Source organism: Streptomyces durocortorensis (assembly GCF_016901035.1).
Lineage (GTDB): Bacteria > Actinomycetota > Actinomycetes > Streptomycetales > Streptomycetaceae > Streptomyces > Streptomyces durocortorensis.
The window spans coordinates 21,042-38,411 of record NZ_JAFEUF010000012.1 but is presented as its reverse complement, the minus strand read 5'-3'; the positions used below and the strand labels follow the sequence as shown (position 1 = coordinate 38,411).

Here is a 17,370-nt window from a genome sequence, read left to right as displayed (position 1 = left end):
TGGGGGGGCGGGGGGGGGGGTGGGGGGGGTGGGGGGGGGGGGGGGGGGTGCGGGGGGGCGGGGGGGGGCGGGCGGCGGCCGGCGCCGCCCGGGGGGGGGGGCGACCACGGGTGCATGAGGAGGAGATCGCGCGCCTGCGGGAGCAACCGGGCTTCCCCGACGCCTTGGTGGAGCGGGTCCGCACGGTCGGCACGGCGCAAGGAGCGGCCCTGCTGGACATCGCACCGGCACGGTTCACCCGGCTGGCCCGGACGGGCTGCGTATCACCGGTCACGTTCTATCTGAACCGGTATCGCGCGGTGGTCTGGCTCTACCTCGCGGACGAGCTCGCCGCCTTCGCGGCACGGGAGCCCGCGCTGCTCGCCGGGCGGACGCCTGTGGGGATGCGCACGATGCTGGATGCGGGCGACGACCGGCGGGCGCGCAACTGGCGTTCGCAACGCATCGACCGGCTGCTGAACCGCACGACGGACCCCTGGGCGCGCACGGCGGTCCAGGCGTCGGCACTGGACCCGGTGCAACTGGCCGAAGTGGTGGACGACCCCTATGAACGCGCCTATCTCGTACGGGTCCGGCCCGACCCGGTCTTCGGACGCCCGGGGTCCATGGCGGCGAGGGAGGCCATGGCTGAGTTGATGCTGGCCGACGACCCCGACGAAATTCTCTGGCGGCGGGTCAACCTGACCCTGGAGCTGGACCGGGCACGCGAGGACCGGCCGGCCCCTCGCCCCGGGGACGACGGGGGAGCCCGGGCGACGCCGCCCGCCGGCACCGGGGCACTACGTTCCGCTACGGCGCACCGGCCGACCGGGAAGGGGCTGCTCGCCAGGTTGGGATGGCGTGGTCGGGGCGCTGGATAACGTTTCGCGCCGATCCTTCGGATGGGGCATCCTGTCCGGATGTTGATCAGGGAAGCAACCTCCGAGGACTGGCCCGCCATCTGGCCGTTCTTCCATGCGATCGTCTCCGCGGGCGAGACGCTCACCTACCCGCTCGACCTCGGCAAGGAGGACGCCGAGGGATGGTGGTTCGTCCCGGCGCCGAGCCGCGTGGTCGTCGCCGTCGACGACGCCGGAACGGTGCTCGGCACGGCGAAGATGAACCGCAACCACATGGGTAACGGCTCCCACATCGCCAGCGCCACCTACCTGGTCGACCCCGCGCACTCCGGCCGTGGCGTGGGGCGGGCGCTGTGCGAGCACTCGGTCGACTGGGCTCGGGCCGAAGGGTATCGAGCGATGCAGTTCAACGCGGTGGTCGAGACGAACACCCATGCCCTCAAGCTGTACAGGTCGATCGGCTTCGACGTGATCGGCACCCTTCCGGAGGGCTTCAACCACCCGACCCAGGGCTATGTGGGAATTCACATCATGCACAAGGCTCTGTGACGACGCGGGGCTCACGTCGCCACATCCCGATCAGCAGGAGCAGGCGCGGAGGCTGAAGGGAACGGCTTCAGATAGATGCGCAGTCCACGCTCTCATCCGGCCACCGCCGAAGGACAGGACGACGGGGTGGCTGCCCGCCTTGCCGGAAGTAGCGGCGATATGACCGGAGTTGGTGCGTCCGGTAACGCACGGGGCGGCTGCGGTGCTCGCGGGCGATGGCAGTACTGTGCGCCTCACCGCCATTCGGGCGATGAGATGTATCTGGAGGAAGAATCCATGACCATACCCAGGAGATCGTGGCGTGGCGCGGGAGCACTCGTGGCCGCTGCGGTCGTCGGTCTGACCGGAGGCGTCATCTCCGCCGGTCCGGCCGCGGCTCACACCCCCACCTGGGCCGTGACCTGCTCCGAGGTGACTGTCGACCTCACCAACTACACGAGCGACGTCCCCAACACGGTGACCGTCACGGTGGACGGCAAGGACCTGCTCCCCACCGAGACGTTCGGCCGTGAGTTCCACAAGAAGCTGACGCTCCCCGAGCACGACAAGCCGGTGACCGTCCGACTGGTCGTCAAGGACGCCGACGGCGACGGCAAGCACTCCATCGACAAGTCGGAGACGGCGAAGGTGTGCGACGAGGAGCCCAGCCCCACGCCGCCCGAGGAGACTCCGAGCGAGCCCACCCCGTCGCAGACGCCGTCCACCGGGACGCCCGAGCCGAGCGACACGCCCAGCGAGGAGCCTTCGGAGTCCGCGCCCGCCGTGCCCGCCCCGAGCCCGAGCTCGCCGGACCTGGCCGAGACCGGTTCGTCGTCGACGACCCCGGTCATCGGCGGCGCCGCTGTCGCCGTGCTGCTGGCCGGTGGCGGCATCCTGTGGGCCGTCCGCAAGCGCCGTACCGCCCAGAACTGACGCTCCCGCGCTCAGCGGCCCGCGTCGGCAGTATGTGGCAGCGGACCTCATGAGCCGCAGGAACGCAGGAAGCGGCCGGGAGCCGTCCGACACCGGCGGTCGAGGCCGCATGAGCCGCGGTTGAGGCCGTACGAGCCGTGGTCAGGGGGTGGGGGGGGGGGGGCCCACGGCCGGAGAGACACCCCCCCAACCCACCACACCCCCCCCCCCCCCCCCCCCCCCCCGCCCGCGCCGGCGGGCGGGCGGGGGGGGCGGCGCGGGCGCGCCCGCGTCCGTGGGGCCGCCCCCCCCCCCCCCCCCCCCCCGCCCCCCCCCCCCCCCCCTCTTCGTCCGTCACCGCTCCGCGACCGCCGGCGGCGGCGCGGTGGCCGGCGGGGGAGTGGGGCCGATCTCGCACCAGACGGCCTTGCCCTCGCCGCGGGGCTCGATCCCCCAGCGCGTGGCGACCGCGTCGAGCAGGAGCAGTCCCCGGCCGGAGGTGGACGTCTCACCCGGTGTCCGCCGCCGGGGCCAGGCACTGGACCGGTCCTGGACCGACAGCCGGATCCGCCGTACCGGTTCGGGCAGCACCTCCAACGTCAGCACCGCCCCGCCCTCGGTGTGCAGGAGCACGTTCACCAACAGCTCGCCCGTGACGAGTTCCGCGTCGTCGGCGAACTCGGCCATGTCCCAGTCGGCGAGGGCCTGCCGAACGATCGCCCGGGCGTCCGAGAGCCCTTCCGGGTCCGCCTGGTGGATGTACTGGTGGAGCCGCGGCGCGTGCGACGAACCCACGTCCGGGCTGCGGCGCAGGACCAGAAGCGCCACATCGTCCCCCGACCCCCACCGTTCCCACAGCCGTTCCGACAGGTGATCGGCCAACGCCTCCGCTCCTGCGGGCCCGGCGCTGACCTCGTTGCGCAGCGCGTCGATCCCGGCGTCGAGATCGGCCCCGGGTTCCTCCACCAACCCGTCCGTGTACAGCACGAACGTCTCACCGGGCACCAGGTCGAGGCGGGTCTCCGGATACTCCTCGTCCAGAAGATCCGTGGAAGTGCCGAGCGGCAGCCCGCCGCGCACCTGCGGACTGCCGACCCGCCCGTCGACGTGGCGGATCAACGGGCCGAGGTGCCCGGCCCGCACCACCTGCACCGCTCCGGACGCCAGGTCGACCTGGGCGTACGTGCACGTGGCGAAGCGCTCGGTGTCCAGTTCGGCGAGGAAGCGGGAGGCCCGTGCCAGCACGGTGGCCGGCGGGTGCCCCTCGGAGGCGTACGCGCGCAGGGCGATGCGCAACTGGCCCATGATCGCGGCCGCGTGGGTGTCGTGCCCCTGGACGTCCCCCACGACCAGCCCGTAACGGTTCTTGGGCAGGGTGATCACGTCGTACCAGTCGCCGCCGACCTGCCGGCCGCTCCACGCGGCGTGGTAGCGGACCGCGATCTCGCCGCCCTCGACGTCCTGTATCCGGGGCGGGAGCATCGCGGACTGGAGCTGGGTGGCGAACTCCCGCTCCTCGTCGAAGAGCATCGCCCGTTGCAGGGACTGGGCCACGATGGCGGCGAGCCCTAGGCACAGAATGCGCTCGTCGGCGTTGAAGACCGTGCGCTCGCGGTAGAAGAGGGCCAGCCCGCCGAGCGACCGGGCCTGGGCCACCAGCGGGAGATACGCCGCCGCCCGGAACCTGAGCCTGCCGAGATGCGGCTCCAGTTCCGGGTAGCGCCGGGCCAGTGCGGCGAGCGAGGTGATGAAGCGGGGGCGTCCGCTGCGGATGGTGTCCGCGAGCGGGAGGTTGCGGTCGAGGTCGCCGGAGCCGAGCCCGTCGAGCACTTCGAGCGATTCCCCGCTCAGCGCGACGATGTTCAGCGCGGAGTTCTCCACGAGCCCCAGCGCGAGACCGTCCGCACCGAGCCGGGCCAGCCCGCCGGGTCCGGTGAGGGCGGCCGTCACATCGTCCACGGTCACCGCGCGGGACATCGCACTCGTTGTGCGTTCAACGATATTGGTCTGGCGCTGCCGCCGCTTTTCCAGATCGAGAACGAAGGCCGAATGGGTGACCTCAGCCGTCGCGTCCCGGACGACGCCCACGATCCGGTGCGCTCTTCCGTCCTTCGATCGGAGGATGCGGGCCTGGACATGGGTCCACTGCGTGGTCCCGTCGTCCAGCGGTACGCGGAAATGGACGCTGTAGGAATTGCTGCCGCCGGTGATGGCCTCGTCGATCGTGACGTCGAGCCGGGCCCGTTCCGCCGGTTCCAGGTGCTCCAGCAGGGCACCCGGCCGTGCGTCGTACGTCGCCGGATCCACGCCGAACACCATGAGCCCGGCCTCGTCGATGTCCAGAGTCCGGGAGTCCAGATCCCAGTCGAAGCTGCCGGTCCGATTCATGGCGAGGCGTTCCGTCGGCCGGATCTCACCGTTGGTCTTCCGGTCGATCCGGCGGAGCGGAGAGGCTTCGGCGTCCTGCCGCCGTTCGTCGTCGGTCATTCCTGCTCCGGAGGTCGTCCGGCGGGGCAGTGCGTCGGCGCGCCCCGTAGGCCTCAATTGTCGAGCCGCATCCAGCGAAGTGCCACAGCGGCCGGTCCGGGGGCCGCGGAACGGCAACCGAGGGCCGTCCGCGACCATGGATGCGTCCTACGTGTCCATGAGCCCAGCGAGCGGAGCGCACGCATGAACGACGACCGACCCGTCCTGCTGGAGACGAGGGGCACATGCATGCACCTCACACTGAACCGTCCCAGGGCCCTCAACGCCCTCAGCCACACCATGGTGCGGCTCCTCGACGAGGCCCTGGCCCGCGCCGGGCAGGACGAGGCGATCGACTCGGTGCTGCTGTCCGGGGCGGGCGACCGGGGCCTGTGCGCCGGCGGCGACATCCGGGCTCTGCACGACGACGCCCGGGCCTCGGGACGCGCATCCCTGGAGTTCTGGCGGGACGAGTACCGCCTGAACGCCCGCATCGCCCGATTCCCCAAGCCCTACGTCGCCCTGATGGACGGCATCGTGATGGGCGGCGGGGTCGGGGTGTCGGCCCACGCCGGAATCCGGGTCGTCACCGAACGCTCACGCGTCGCCATGCCCGAGACCGCGATCGGCTTCGTGCCCGATGTCGGAGGCACCCGCCTGCTGGCCGCCGCCCCCGGCGAACTGGGCACCCACCTGGCGCTCACCGGCCGCTCCGTCGGGGCGGCCGACGCCCTTCTCTGCGGCCTGGCCGATCACCACGTTCCTGCCCACCTCCTGCCGGCTCTGACCGAAGCACTGGGCGAGCCGGCCGATTCGGACGCTTCGGCTGCTGGCATCGTCCAGGGGTTCACCACGGAGGCGACCACCGGCGAGCTCGCCGCGCAACGCGACTGGATCGACGCCTGCTATGCGGCGGACACCGTGGAGGACATCGTCCGGAGGCTGCGCGAGAGCGGCGTGCCCGCAGCGCGGACGGCGGCGGACGAACTGCTGACCAAGTCGCCCCTCGCCCTCAAGGTCACGCTCGCCGCGGTTCGCCGGGCAGCCCGACTCGACAGCCTGGAAGCCGTCCTCGACCAGGAGTTCCGGGTCTCCAGCCGGGCGTTCGAGCACCCCGACTTCGTGGAAGGCGTGCGCGCCCGGATCATCGACAAGGACAACGCCCCGCAGTGGAAGCCGGGCTCCCTCGCCGAGGTCGACGACCAGGAGGTCGACCGGTTCTTCGCACCGCTCGGCCCCGGCGAACAAGAACTCGGTCTCGCTCCGGGCCCCACGGACACCCCCACTACCGACACCCCCACCTAGGGAGGAACAGGCCGGGTAGGGGGTGGCCCGACGCGGCTTCGCCCACCGCCGCCCCTGCGGCGCGCCTATCTGTCGCTGCCGGAAAGGCTCGGTTGCAACGCCCGGACGAGAGCGAACAGCCGGTCCTCGTTGCCCGTCAGCCCCGCGCTGCGTAGGGCCTGGTCGGCCTCCCTCATCGGAGAGGTGAGCAGCGGCAGGTAGACCGGTGCGCCGCCGGGGTCCGCGAGTGCTGCCCGGGTGGCCTCCAACAGGCGGACGTACGCCTGCGCCGCCGCGAGTTCGTCGCTGTCCATCTCAGCATCTCCTCCTCAGAGCTGTCGGACCGTCAAGCATCTCTCATGGGTCTGACAACGCCGCCTCAAGCCCGGCCGTGCCCGCCGGACAACCCGCTCGGCGGCTCCACCTCCAGGTAGCGCCGCCTGCGGGGCCCCCGGTAGAGCAGCACCGTCCAACCCAGCTCCCGCAAGGCCGAAGCACAGCCGGCCAGCGCCTCCTCCTCGTCGTGGGCGGCCCCGCTGCCGGGCGGCCCGGCCCACTCGACCCGTACCGAACCCGCCGACTCCCCGTCACCCACCCGGTATCCGGCCGACACACGACGCCCCGACGGGTCGACGGCCGAAGGCGTCGCCCCCGAGCTCTCCAGCGCCAAGGCGACCGCCCGCACCGGGCGGTTCAGCTCCCACGGAGCCGGGGCCGCCACAGGGTCGGGCCGCCCATCACCCGTCAGCCGACGGATCTGCAGCAGCCCCTCGAACGCGGTCCGCACCGAAGCGGCCCGTACCGCCGCGGGCTCGGCAGGCGGTGGACCGTCGCCGGTCGCGGGCTCGAACCCGGTGTTCTCCTCGCTGCTCATACGCCCCCCTCGTCGTACCTACGGCGCCCAGTGTGCACCGGCAGCAGCAGGCACAAGCGCCGCTCCCCGGCTCCTCGGTAGACTCGTGTGCTCTACACCCGCACTGTCCGCAGCACCATCCAAGCGAGGATCCGCCACCCGTGCCCGACCACGATTCGATCGCCGTGCCCGACCATGCACGGGAGGCTCTGCGCGCGGACTGCACCAACTGTTTCGCTCTCTGCTGTGTCGCACTCACGCTGACGGCTTCGTCGGACTTCGCCATCGACAAGGACGCCGGGCGGCCCTGCCCCAACCTTCAGGACGATTTCCGCTGCGGCATCCACACCCGGCTGCGCCCGAAGGGCTTCTCCGGCTGCACCGTGTACGACTGCTTCGGCGCCGGGCAGAAGGTCTCCCAGGCGACGTACGGGGGCCGCGACTGGCGTTCGTCCCCCGACCTCGCCGCCCAGATGTTCCAGGTGTTCCCGGTCATGAGGCAGCTCCACGAACTGCTGTGGTACCTCACCGAGGCCCTCACGCTCCCGGACGCACGCCCCCTGCACACCGAGATCCGCCGAGCCCTGGAAGAGACGGAACGGCACACCGAGCGCCCCGCCGTCGACTTCGCCGAACTCGACGTCGCCGGTCACCGTGACCGAGTCGCCGGTCTGCTTCTGCGCACCAGCGAACTCGTCCGGGCCGCCGCGCCCCGCCGTAAGAAGCGCAACCACCGTGGTGCCGACCTCATCGGGGCCCGCCTGCGTGGCGCCGACCTGCGCGGAGCGGACCTTCGCGGGGCCTATCTGATCGCCGCCGATCTCACCGGCGCCGATCTCCGCCTGGCCGACCTCATCGGCGCGGACTTCCGTGACGCCGATCTCTCGGGCGCCGACCTGACGGGAAGCCTGTTCCTGACCCAGGCCCAGCTCAACGCCGCGAAGGGCAACGCGAATACAGCCCTCCCCACATCTCTGAGCCGCCCTCCGCACTGGGCCGCCTAGTACTCCAGCCGGACTTCGGTGTATGTCCTGGTCAACGGCTTGAGCGTGGGGATTTTAGCGGGGTGGTGCCGGGTGTGGGGCGGGTTCGCCTGTCCTGTCCCGCGAAGGAGTGGCCGCGCCGTGTGTAGTGACAGTGGCGGGGACAGCCATCGCATGTGATCGATGACGTACCCGCCTCCGTGTGGGAACAAGAGCTGGAAGAACTCTTCTTGCGGATCGGACACCGTTTCCCCCGCGTCGAGCCCAGACGCCGGATGCGGGACTACGTGCGAGGACTGCTCGGGCCCGTGGGGCGCAAGAACTCCTGGCAACTGGCCGAGTTCGCCGGGCACCCCACCCCTGACGGGCTGCAGCACCTCCTGGGGAAGAGCCGCTGGGAGGCCGACGGGATACGCAACGACCTGCAGGGATACGTCGCCGAACACCTCGGCACCGACGAGGGCATCCTGATCATTGATGACACCGGATTCGTCAAGAAGGGCACCACCTCCGCCGGGGTGCAACGGCAGTACTCCGGAACCGCCGGCCGCACCGAGAACTGCCAGATCGGCGTCTTCGCCGCCTACGCCACCACCCGCGGCCACGCTCTCGTCGATCGCGAGCTCTACCTCCCCAAGTCCTGGACCGACGACCCCGAACGCTGCCGCACAGCCCGCATCCCCGAAAATCGCCCATTCGCGACCAAGAACGAGCTGGCCCGCACCATGGTCCTGCGCGCGCAGGCCGGCCCCCTGCCCGTCACCTGGGTCGCGGCCGATGCCGCCTACGGACAGGACTCCCGCTTCCGACGCTTTCTGGAGGACGCCAGCCTGTCCTACGTCATGGCAGTGCCCAAATCCCAGCAGGTCCACGGCCCCCGCATCGACCACCTCATCGGCCAGGCCCCCGACGAGGCATGGCAGCGGCTCTCCTGCGGCGACGGCGCCAAGGGACCTCGGCTCTACGACTGGGCTGCCGCCCGTCTGCCGGCCGTCTGGGAGTTCGACGGCGACGAGCCCACCCGACAACGCTGGATGCTCGCCCGCCGCAGCATCGCCAAGCCCGACGAGCTCGCCTACTTCCTCGCATCAGCCCCCTTGGACGCCACCGTCGCCGATCTCGTTCAGGTCGCCGGGTGCCGCTGGAAGATCGAGGAGTGCTTCCAGAGCGCGAAGAACGAATGCGGCCTGGACCAGTACGAAGTCCGCCGCTACGTCGGCTGGCACCGGCACATCACCCTCGCCATGCTCGCCCACGCGTTTCTCGCCGTTACCGCCGCTCAAGAGCGCCAAAAGGGGGAGCCGGTCACGACACACCCGACCTCGTGGACCTCACCCCGGCCGAGATCCGCCGTCTACTGGCAACTACCCGCCGACGTCCTGCTCGACAGGGCAACCATGCAATGCAGTGGTCGAGATGGCGCCGCCGACACCAGGCCCGGGCCCGCCGCTGTCACTACACACGGCGCGGCCACTCCTTCGCGGGACAGGACAGGCGAACCCGCCCCACACCCGGCACCACCCCGCTAAAATCCCCACGCTCAAGCCGTTGACCAGGACATACACCGAAGTCCGGCTGGAGTACTAGCCGCTCCGGCGGGCTAGTTTCCGGCTCCTGGGGCGTCTGCCTCCAGCGCCGCCTTGAGACGCTTCAGCGTCGTACGGATGTTGCCGCCCTGGAACTGCGCGAAGGTCTTCCCGCCCGTCGCCACGCGGTCGAAGGCGTTGGCGAGGAAGTCCGGCCAGCGACGGCGGTCGTCGGTCCAGGTCTCGGTCACCCGGGTCGCCCCGTCCACAGCCTCGAAACGGTATTCCCATGTGGCGATCGGCCCCGGGAGCAGAGGGCGTCGCAGGCCGATCGCGTGCACCCGGAAGGCGAAGCGTTCGCCGGGGTCGGCCGCCGTCACCGTGCACCGGGTCGTCCAGCGGGCGGCACCGCGCTTGTTCCGGCCCTCGAAGACCATCCCGACGTACGCGTCGTGCCGGTCGCCGTGCACGGTCGCGCCCCGGTTCTCGGGGCTCCAACGCCCCATCGCCGTGGGGTCGCTGAGCTGTTCGTAGACCCGTGCCGGGGAGGCGTCGATGATGATGCTGTCCGCTACGGACATGGTGCGGGGCATGGCGCGACTCCTTGTCCACGGCCGTCGACGGACCACGCCCGGGTGCCGTACGGACCGTGGAGCCGACATCCCGGAGGCCATACCTTACTCGCGGGTAGATTCTGTCGGGTGACGGGATGGGACAGTGCACCGAGGCAGGCACGGATTCGCTCACCGTGGGTGGCACCGACCGGACGACCGTGGCGCATTCCCGTCCCGCCCCGCCCCGAACCCGGGTCCGCAGTGCTTCAACGCGTCCGCCGCTCCCGTCGGTTCACGACCCGTATCCGTACGTCGGCCGACAGGCTACGGACTCCGCTGCTGGCACGGGCGTCCGCGATGACCCCGGCCACGGATCGCACCACCTCCGCCGGCCGAGCCCCGGGCTCCACGACCACCGTGACAGCGGCCCGCAGAGGCCGGTCCACCAGGCGCACCCGGGCGCGCGCCACGTCGTCGAACGCCGCTGCCTGCGCTGTCATCGCCCGCTCCCACGCGCGCCTGCGCAGCACCGGCCCGGTCCGCGGCAGCACCGCCCACCGGGGACCGCCCGACAACGCCTGACGGGCCAGCCACCACACCAGCAGAGACAGGACGACGGCGAGCCCGGCGATCAGCGCGGGACTCCACCAGCCGTTCTCCCGGAGCCGTGCCAGCAGCCCGCGGTCCAGCAGCACCCCGTCCGCCGGAGGCACCGGCCACCAGTGCGGCAGACGGTTCTCCATCGGGGCCCACGCCGAACCGTCACCCACGGCCAGCCAGCTGCCGCCGGCCAGCAGCACCAGCCCGACAGCACCGAGCAGCGACCGGTTGACCACGCCCCGCCTGATCACCGACATTCCCTCACCCCTCTTGCCGTTCAGTCGAAGCCGCAGCCGAAGCTGCCGGCACTCCAGGCGAAGCCGCCGGGGACTCCGCCGACTCCTCGGTCGTCGGCGGCAGCCCGCGCGGCTCACTCCGGACCCGGACCCGCAGGGCGGGCGTTCGCGCCAGGGCCAGCTCCGGCAGGGCAGCTCCGACGACCCGTACCACCTCGGCGCGTACCTGCTGCGGATCGCCGAACCCCACATCTGCCCGCACCCGCACGCGCCGCCGCCGCACACGCACCCGGACCCGAACCACCCCGGGCACGGTGGCGGCCCTGTCCTGGACGATCCGAGCGGCGGCCGTTCGGTCGAGCGCCGCCCGCAGTTGCGGCCCGGGCTCGGCCATGGTCAGCCCGCGCCGCAGCCCCGGCAGCAGGGCGCACCCCAGCAGCCAGAGACCGGTCAGCGCTGCCACCACTCCGCCGACCCTGACCGCCGCGTCCGCCGGGCTGTGCGTCGCCGCCCAGTCGACCAGCCAGGTCCGCCAGGCGGCCGGCGTGCCGCCGAGCCGGACGGAGATGACGTCGACCAGGAGCAGCGCGCAGCCGGCGGCCCCCACGATCGCCGTCACCGCCGCAGGGAGCCGGCGCTGAGCACGGATCCGGCCGCCCCGTCCACCGATCCCGGCGGCGGCTTCAACTCCGCTAGCCGTAGCGTCGGCCCCTGGGGGCTGACCGTCCGTGAGCTGCCGGGCCGGTGGCACGGGGAGTACCGAGAGCGCGTCGATCCGGATGTCGGCGTGGGGGACGAACAGGCCCGTCAGTGCCGCCGTCCGGCTCCGCGCACGGTCGCGGATCAGCCCGGCCGTCTCATCTGCCCGTACCGGATACGGCAGTCGGAGGCGGAGCGTCACCCGCGCGGAGGCGCCGCGCACCGACGCGGAGCCACGGGTCACCGCGCCGCCGTCGGGCAGAGCCTCTGCCGCCGCCCGTTCGGCGATCCGCCGCACGGCGCGAGGAGCCACCGTCGTCGTGCCACGCCCGGTGGCGGGGACCGTCATGGCCGCCGCCCCGCCACCGCGTCCAGGAACTCGCGCAAGCTGGTCCCACGGTCCACGAGGTGCCCGGCGAACCAGCCCACCGCGCCGAGCGACGCGACCACGAGAAACGCCCCGAACCCCCCGAACCAGCCCGCGAATCCCAGCGCCATGCCCGCGGCAGCCCCGACCACGCCCCGGCCGGGCGCACCGCCCGCCGGGCCCGATTCGTCCATCCGCCGTGTCACGCCGTCACGCCACGCGGGTCTCGGCCGGGGCGGCCTCGTCGTCGTCCTCGGGCAGATGCACGTCGTTCACCGTCACGTTGACCTCGACGACCTCAAGGCCCGTGGTCCGCTCCACCGCCGCGATGACGTTCTCCCGGACGTCATGCGCCACATCGGTGATCGCGACCCCGTACTCGACGACGAGATCGAGGTCGATGGCGGTCTGGCGCTCGCCCACCTCGACCTTGACGCCCCGCCCGATGTTCGGACGCCCGCCCGGCACCCGGTCGCGGACCGCGCCGAGGGTGCGGGAGAGGCCGCCGCCCATGTCGTGAACGCCGGGGATCTCCCGGGCAGCCATCCCCGCGATCTTCACGACGACCGTGTCCGCGATGGAGGTGCGCCCCCGCGTCGCCGCGGGCTCGGCCGCACCGGTGGCCCCGCTGCCGAGCGTGGTCGTCCCGCCCGTGGAGCCGCTCTGCTTCGGCCCGCCCGCGCCCGAAGGGGTGCCCGCGGCGGGAAAGGCTGCTGCTGCCTGGGTGGTGGTCATGGAAACTCCTCGCATATCGCTCGGCTCGTTCTGCCTGACATCTCGTTGGACACGCCGTCCGCCGATTCGTCACGCGGGTTCGCAGAAATTTCTCCCGCGGGTGCGTGACGTTCGGTCCGGCGCCGTGTCCAACCACGAGAAGCGGTCATGAGGACGCTGGGAAAGAAGCGGGAGCGAGCGTCGTGGAAATGAGCAGGGAAGGAGTTGGTCCGTGCCCGGTGACGGGAATCAGCTGACGGAGCGCGTGCCGGACGCCGTGCCGTCCGACGAGGCGCTGTTGGTCGTGCGGGCCGGGGAGGGGGACGAGGATGCCTTCGAAGTGCTGGTGCGCAGGCACGGTCCCACGATGCTGCAGCTGGCGACGCGCGTCCTCGGGGACCGGGCGGACGCCGAGGACGCCGTGCAGGACGCCTTCGTGAGCGCCTGGCGCAAACTCCCCGAGTTCCGCCGTGACGCCTCCTTCCACACCTGGCTCTACCGCATCGTCACCAACCGGTGCCTCAACCGGCTCAGAGCCCGCAGACCCGCGGCGGACCTCGACTCGGTGCCCGAGCAGGCCGCCCCCGAGCACCAGGCGTCCCCCGCCCGTGCGGCGGAGTCGCGGGCCGCCGCCGACGCGCTGGCCAAGGCGATGGCGGCCCTCTCACCCGAACAGCGCGTGTGCTGGGTGCTGCGCGAGATGCAGGGACTGTCGTACGAGAGCATCGCGGAAACGGTCGGAATCAGTCTGCAGGCGGTCCGTGGCCGGGTCTTCCGTGCCCGCCGCTCCCTGACGGAGGCGATGAGCGCATGGCGATGAGCGCCAACCGGGACCGGCCGGAGGACAGCCGGTACGAGGAGGAGGACGAGCGGCTCGACTGCGGGCGACTGCTCACCGACGTCTGGGACGCCTGGGACACCGGCCGTTCGTCGGACGACCCCCACTTCGCAGACTGCCCCCACTGCTCGGCAGCCCTGGCCGACCTCAAGGGCCTCGGTGACGCGGTGCGCCGCTCCTGTGCGCAGGAGCCCGGCCCACCGGACGCCACGGCCGTGACAGCCCGTGTGATGGACCTCGTACGGCTCGAACTGCGCCCGGGCCGTCCGCTGCCGCTCGGGGAACCGGAGGAGGACCACTGGATGGTCGAGGCCGCGGTCGCGCGGATGCTGCGGGCGGCGGTCGACGGGCTGCCCGGGGTGCGGGCCGGGAGCTGCCGCGTCACCCCCCTCGACCATGAGGACCCCACCGGGGAACTGCACGTCCGGGTCGAAGTCGCGGCGAGTCTCGGCGTGCCCATGCGGGACCTGGCCGACGCCGTGCGCGCACGGATCGCCGAGGTCGCCGACCGGGACATCGGCATCCGCCTCGCCACCACGGACGTCCTCGTCGTCGACATCCTCGACCCCGTCGACAGCCTTGACGTCTTCTACGAGGCCTCCGGCCACGGCGGATACGGCGAAGGGAACGACGGCACGGACACAGCCACCGGCGATCACGCGGACGGCCGGGCCGACGGATACGGGACGGGAGCAGCGCGATGACCGCGGACACAAGCCGGGACCGGGTGGCCGGGGCGGCGGCCGAGGCTGCTCGCGGCGTGCCGGGCGTCGCCTTCCTGCGCCCCGGCGTCGCGGACCTGCTGCGCACCCGGATCACCGACCGCACCCAGCGCCGTGCCCCACTCACCGGGAACCGGACGCCCGGCGTGCGGGTCGGCCGGGACGAGGGCGGCGGCTGGCGCCTGGACATCCGGCTCGTGCTGCGCCGCGGTCACCGGGCGCTCGACGTGACCCGGGCCGTACGGACGGCGGTCCTCGCGGCGTTGCCCGAGGAGCCCGCAGTCTCGGTGCGGATCACCGTGACTGGAGTGGTCTGACGGCGGTCGACGATGTGACCGTGTGGTCGGAGGGCATCGGATGAGGTGACGGCGCGGTCCAAGGACAAACCGACGATGTGAGGGGAATGTTTCGGGCAGCCGACGATCCGGCCGGGCGGATACCCCCGTCGCCCGCCCGGCCGGAGTCTTCGCCGGTCTTCCCTCACAGAAGGACGCCCGCTGTCAGGCGCGCCACTCCGCCGTGCGCTCCGGGGACGCTTCCGCGAGCGCCTTCGCGATGTCGTCGACATCGCCCCGGCTGCCGTACACCGGCGTGCCGGGCTGCTGGCGCCACGAGTCGTCCAGGCCGCCGCTGTCGACCGTGTCGAAGCCCAGCTCGTCGATGAGGTCGCGCACCACCTGCTTCGCCCGCGGGTCGTCGCCGGCCACCGGGAGCGCCTGCCGGCCCCGGGTGCCCTGCGGGTGGCCCCGGTCCAGGATGTCCTGGGCGTACGTGCCGTTGAACGCCTTGATCACGGGGTGGCCGATCTGCTGCTCCGTCCACCGGCTCTCGGGCAGCCCGTCCTCGATAGCGGCGATGCGGCCGTCGCGCTGCTGTGGGTAGTAGTTGCCCGTGTCGATGACCGCGGCGCCCTCCGCGACGCCGTCGAGGAAGCCGACGGGCAGGTCGGGCACGGCCTTGAGCGGCACGGTGACCACGACCACCTGGGCGCCCTTCGCGGCGTCCGACGCGGTCACCGGCTTCGCCCCGGTCTCTTCGGCGAGAGCGGTGAGCGTATGGGGGCCGCGGGAGTTGGCGACCGCGACCTCGTGACCGAGGGCGGTCAGCCGCCGCGTCAGGTTGCCGCCGATGTTGCCCGCGCCGATGATGCCGATCTTCATGGATCCGACCTTTCGAAGCTTGCCGAGTGGGTTGGACGATGGGGGGAGGAGTGGAGAGAAGCGAGGGTGAGCGGAGGGAGGTGGTTCTGTCGCTTCACCAACTCCGCTTCCTGAGAAGCTATTCCGTTCTCCGCGAGGGAATATTCGATCGGCTCCCGGGCGTTGAAATGCGCTTTCGATTGCGCGGACCGAGGGCGGACCATTCGCCGTAGGCCATTTGAGTGTCCTTGTCGGCCGCTCGCACCGGACGGGGAAGGATGTCCCACCGCACCGATCGCCGCGGGTCCATTCTGGTCGCCGAGTCCACACGGGCCGTCGACCGAAGGAGCGTCGTAGTGACGACGAGGGGCATCTCGCAACCGGTGGAGACCGATACCGCCGACCAGGACGAAATGCCGGTACGGCGCAGGGAACCCGGCAATGTGGTCATCAAGTGGATGACCACGACGGACCACAAGACGATCGGTACGCTCTACCTCGTCACCTCCTTCGCGTTCTTCTGCGTGGGGGGACTCCTGGCCCTGGTGATGCGGGCCGAGCTGGCTCGTCCCGGTATCCAGATGATCTCGAACGAGCAGTTCAACCAGGCGTTCACGATGCACGGCACGATCATGCTGCTGATGTTCGCGACGCCGCTGTTCGCCGGATTCGCGAACTGGATCATGCCGCTGCAGATCGGCGCGCCCGACGTGGCGTTCCCGCGGCTGAACATGTTCGCGTACTGGCTGTATCTCTTCGGCTCGCTCATCGTGGTGGCGGGCTTTCTTACCCCTCAGGGGGCGGCGGACTTCGGTTGGTTCGCCTATGCCCCGCTCAACGATGCGGTCCGCTCGCCCGGTATCGGCGCCGACATGTGGATCATGGGGCTCGCGTTCTCCGGCTTCGGCACGATCCTCGGTTCGGTGAACTTCATCACCACGATCATCTGCATGCGCGCCCCCGGCATGACGATGTTCCGCATGCCGATCTTCACCTGGAACGTCCTGCTGACCGGTGTCCTGGTCCTGCTGGCCTTCCCGGTCCTCGCCGCGGCTCTGCTGGTGCTGGAGGCCGACCGTAAATTCGGCGCCCATGTCTTCGACGCGGCCAACGGCGGCGCACTGCTGTGGCAGCACCTCTTCTGGTTCTTCGGCCACCCCGAGGTCTACATCATCGCCCTGCCGTTCTTCGGCATCGTCACCGAGATCTTCCCGGTCTTCAGCCGCAAACCGGTCTTCGGCTATATCGGACTGATCGCGGCCACCATCGCCATCGCGGGGCTGTCCGCGACGGTATGGGCGCACCATATGTTCGTCACCGGCGGTGTGCTGCTGCCGTTCTTCTCGTTCATGACGTTCCTCATCGCCGTGCCGACCGGGGTGAAATTCTTCAACTGGATCGGCACGATGTGGAAAGGCTCCCTCTCCCTGGAGACCCCGATGCTGTGGGCCGTCGGGTTCCTGGTGACCTTCCTGTTCGGCGGTCTGACCGGGATCATCCTCGCCTCACCGCCCCTGGACTTCCACGTCTCTGACTCGTACTTCGTCGTCGCCCACTTCCACTACGTGGTGTTCGGCACGGTGGTGTTCGCGATGTTCGCCGGATTCCACTTCTGGTGGCCGAAGTTCACCGGGAAAATGCTGGACGAACGGCTCGGGAAGATGACGTTCTGGACGCTCTTCGTCGGATTCCACGGCACGTTCCTCGTTCAGCACTGGCTCGGCGCCGAGGGCATGCCGCGTCGTTACGCGGACTATCTCGACGCCGACGGCTTCACCGCGCTGAACACGATCTCGACGATCTCCTCGTTCCTGCTAGGCCTGTCGCTCCTGCCGTTCTTCTACAACGTCTGGAAGACCGCCAGGTACGGCAAGAAGATCGAGGTCGACGACCCCTGGGGGTACGGCCGTTCGCTGGAGTGGGCGACCTCCTGCCCGCCGCCGCGGCACAACTTCGTCACCCTGCCGCGGATCCGTTCCGAATCCCCGGCGTTCGACCTGCACCACCCGGCGGTTCGCTCCCTGCAAGAGTCCACCAACCGTCCCGACAACTCCAAGATCGTCGCCCCGGGGGACCGGCACGAGTGAAGTCGGCCCCGGTCCTGACGACG

Annotated in this window: 17 protein-coding genes and 2 pseudogenes; 10 read left to right on the top strand and 9 right to left on the bottom strand. The window is 71.1% G+C overall.

What is annotated here, in order from left to right:
- Nucleotides 1–92: 92 nt before the first annotated feature.
- The 3 genes and pseudogenes from JS521_RS04515 to JS521_RS04505 form a co-directional block, all read left to right on the top strand.
- A pseudogene (locus JS521_RS04515) lies at nucleotides 93–860 on the top strand (DUF6397 family protein); the annotation flags it as partial.
- 39 nt (nucleotides 861–899) lie between these two features.
- The gene (locus JS521_RS04510; RefSeq protein WP_205081407.1) at nucleotides 900–1,388 is read left to right on the top strand and encodes a GNAT family N-acetyltransferase; all 489 of its coding nucleotides are present in this window, start codon (nucleotides 900–902) and stop codon (nucleotides 1,386–1,388) included.
- Nucleotides 1,389–1,664: 276 nt separating this feature from the next.
- Nucleotides 1,665–2,300: an LAETG motif-containing sortase-dependent surface protein gene (locus tag JS521_RS04505; RefSeq protein ID WP_205081406.1), complete on the top strand. Its 636-nt coding sequence runs from the start codon at nucleotides 1,665–1,667 to the stop codon at nucleotides 2,298–2,300.
- Nucleotides 2,301–2,633: 333 nt separating this feature from the next.
- On the opposite strand, the gene JS521_RS04500 is transcribed toward JS521_RS04505, so the two are convergent.
- Nucleotides 2,634–4,766, bottom strand: coding sequence for a SpoIIE family protein phosphatase (locus JS521_RS04500; protein WP_205081405.1), 2,133 nt, complete (start codon nucleotides 4,764–4,766; stop codon nucleotides 2,634–2,636).
- Between the two features lie 183 nt (nucleotides 4,767–4,949).
- Here JS521_RS04500 and JS521_RS04495 point away from each other — a divergent pair, with 183 nt between their 5' ends.
- Nucleotides 4,950–6,050, top strand: a complete 1,101-nt coding sequence (locus JS521_RS04495) for an enoyl-CoA hydratase/isomerase family protein (protein WP_205081404.1) — start codon at nucleotides 4,950–4,952, stop codon at nucleotides 6,048–6,050.
- Nucleotides 6,051–6,115: 65 nt separating this feature from the next.
- On the opposite strand, the gene JS521_RS04490 is transcribed toward JS521_RS04495, so the two are convergent.
- Both JS521_RS04490 and JS521_RS04485 read right to left on the bottom strand, forming a co-directional pair.
- Nucleotides 6,116–6,343 (bottom strand): hypothetical protein, encoded by a 228-nt coding sequence (locus tag JS521_RS04490; RefSeq protein WP_205081403.1) that lies wholly within the window; start codon nucleotides 6,341–6,343, stop codon nucleotides 6,116–6,118.
- 65 nt (nucleotides 6,344–6,408) lie between these two features.
- Nucleotides 6,409–6,903, bottom strand: a complete 495-nt coding sequence (locus JS521_RS04485) for a hypothetical protein (protein WP_205081402.1) — start codon at nucleotides 6,901–6,903, stop codon at nucleotides 6,409–6,411.
- A gap of 140 nt (nucleotides 6,904–7,043) precedes the next feature.
- Between JS521_RS04485 and JS521_RS04480 the strand changes: the two genes are divergently transcribed.
- Together JS521_RS04480 and JS521_RS04475 are read left to right on the top strand one after the other, a co-directional pair.
- Entirely contained in the window at nucleotides 7,044–7,886 is an 843-nt protein-coding gene (locus JS521_RS04480) for a pentapeptide repeat-containing protein (protein WP_205081401.1), read from the top strand.
- A gap of 179 nt (nucleotides 7,887–8,065) precedes the next feature.
- A pseudogene (locus JS521_RS04475) lies at nucleotides 8,066–9,166 on the top strand (IS701 family transposase); the annotation flags it as partial.
- 299 nt (nucleotides 9,167–9,465) lie between these two features.
- Here the strand turns inward: JS521_RS04475 and JS521_RS04470 are convergent.
- The 5 genes from JS521_RS04470 to JS521_RS04450 all read right to left on the bottom strand — a co-directional run bounded on the left by JS521_RS04470 (nucleotide 9,466) and on the right by JS521_RS04450 (nucleotide 12,582).
- Nucleotides 9,466–9,984, bottom strand: a complete 519-nt coding sequence (locus tag JS521_RS04470) for an SRPBCC family protein (RefSeq protein ID WP_205081399.1) — start codon at nucleotides 9,982–9,984, stop codon at nucleotides 9,466–9,468.
- Nucleotides 9,985–10,211: 227 nt separating this feature from the next.
- The gene (locus JS521_RS04465) at nucleotides 10,212–10,802 is read right to left on the bottom strand and encodes a hypothetical protein (protein ID WP_205081398.1); all 591 of its coding nucleotides are present in this window, start codon (nucleotides 10,800–10,802) and stop codon (nucleotides 10,212–10,214) included.
- Nucleotides 10,803–10,806: 4 nt separating this feature from the next.
- Nucleotides 10,807–11,829 (bottom strand): DUF6286 domain-containing protein, encoded by a 1,023-nt coding sequence (locus JS521_RS04460; RefSeq protein WP_205081397.1) that lies wholly within the window; start codon nucleotides 11,827–11,829, stop codon nucleotides 10,807–10,809.
- A complete protein-coding gene (locus JS521_RS04455; RefSeq protein WP_205081396.1) occupies nucleotides 11,826–12,041 on the bottom strand; it encodes a hypothetical protein in 216 nt (71 codons plus the stop codon). The genes JS521_RS04460 and JS521_RS04455 overlap by 4 nt, the downstream gene beginning before the upstream one ends.
- 16 nt (nucleotides 12,042–12,057) lie before the next feature.
- Nucleotides 12,058–12,582, bottom strand: coding sequence for an Asp23/Gls24 family envelope stress response protein (locus JS521_RS04450; protein WP_205081395.1), 525 nt, complete (start codon nucleotides 12,580–12,582; stop codon nucleotides 12,058–12,060).
- Between the two features lie 211 nt (nucleotides 12,583–12,793).
- On the opposite strand from JS521_RS04450, the gene JS521_RS04445 reads away from it, so the two are divergent.
- From JS521_RS04445 to JS521_RS04435, 3 genes are read left to right on the top strand one after another with little or no spacing between them, the layout of a single operon-like run.
- Complete coding sequence (locus tag JS521_RS04445) at nucleotides 12,794–13,381, top strand: RNA polymerase sigma factor (RefSeq protein WP_205081394.1); 588 nt, start codon at nucleotides 12,794–12,796, stop codon at nucleotides 13,379–13,381.
- A complete protein-coding gene (locus JS521_RS04440) occupies nucleotides 13,378–14,103 on the top strand; it encodes an Asp23/Gls24 family envelope stress response protein (RefSeq protein ID WP_372448550.1) in 726 nt (241 codons plus the stop codon). The genes JS521_RS04445 and JS521_RS04440 overlap by 4 nt, the downstream gene beginning before the upstream one ends.
- A complete protein-coding gene (locus JS521_RS04435; RefSeq protein ID WP_205081392.1) occupies nucleotides 14,100–14,438 on the top strand; it encodes an Asp23/Gls24 family envelope stress response protein in 339 nt (112 codons plus the stop codon). Before JS521_RS04440 ends, JS521_RS04435 begins: the two co-directional genes overlap by 4 nt.
- Nucleotides 14,439–14,621: 183 nt before the next feature.
- Here JS521_RS04435 and JS521_RS04430 read toward each other — a convergent pair whose 3' ends face one another.
- Nucleotides 14,622–15,590 (bottom strand): NADPH-dependent F420 reductase, encoded by a 969-nt coding sequence (locus JS521_RS04430; RefSeq protein ID WP_307847769.1) that lies wholly within the window; start codon nucleotides 15,588–15,590, stop codon nucleotides 14,622–14,624.
- A gap of 83 nt (nucleotides 15,591–15,673) precedes the next feature.
- Here JS521_RS04430 and ctaD point away from each other — a divergent pair, with 83 nt between their 5' ends.
- On the top strand, nucleotides 15,674–17,347 hold the full coding sequence (ctaD, locus tag JS521_RS04425; RefSeq protein ID WP_205081433.1) for an aa3-type cytochrome oxidase subunit I: 1,674 nt from the start codon (nucleotides 15,674–15,676) through the stop codon (nucleotides 17,345–17,347).
- Nucleotides 17,348–17,370: the final 23 nt, after the last annotated feature.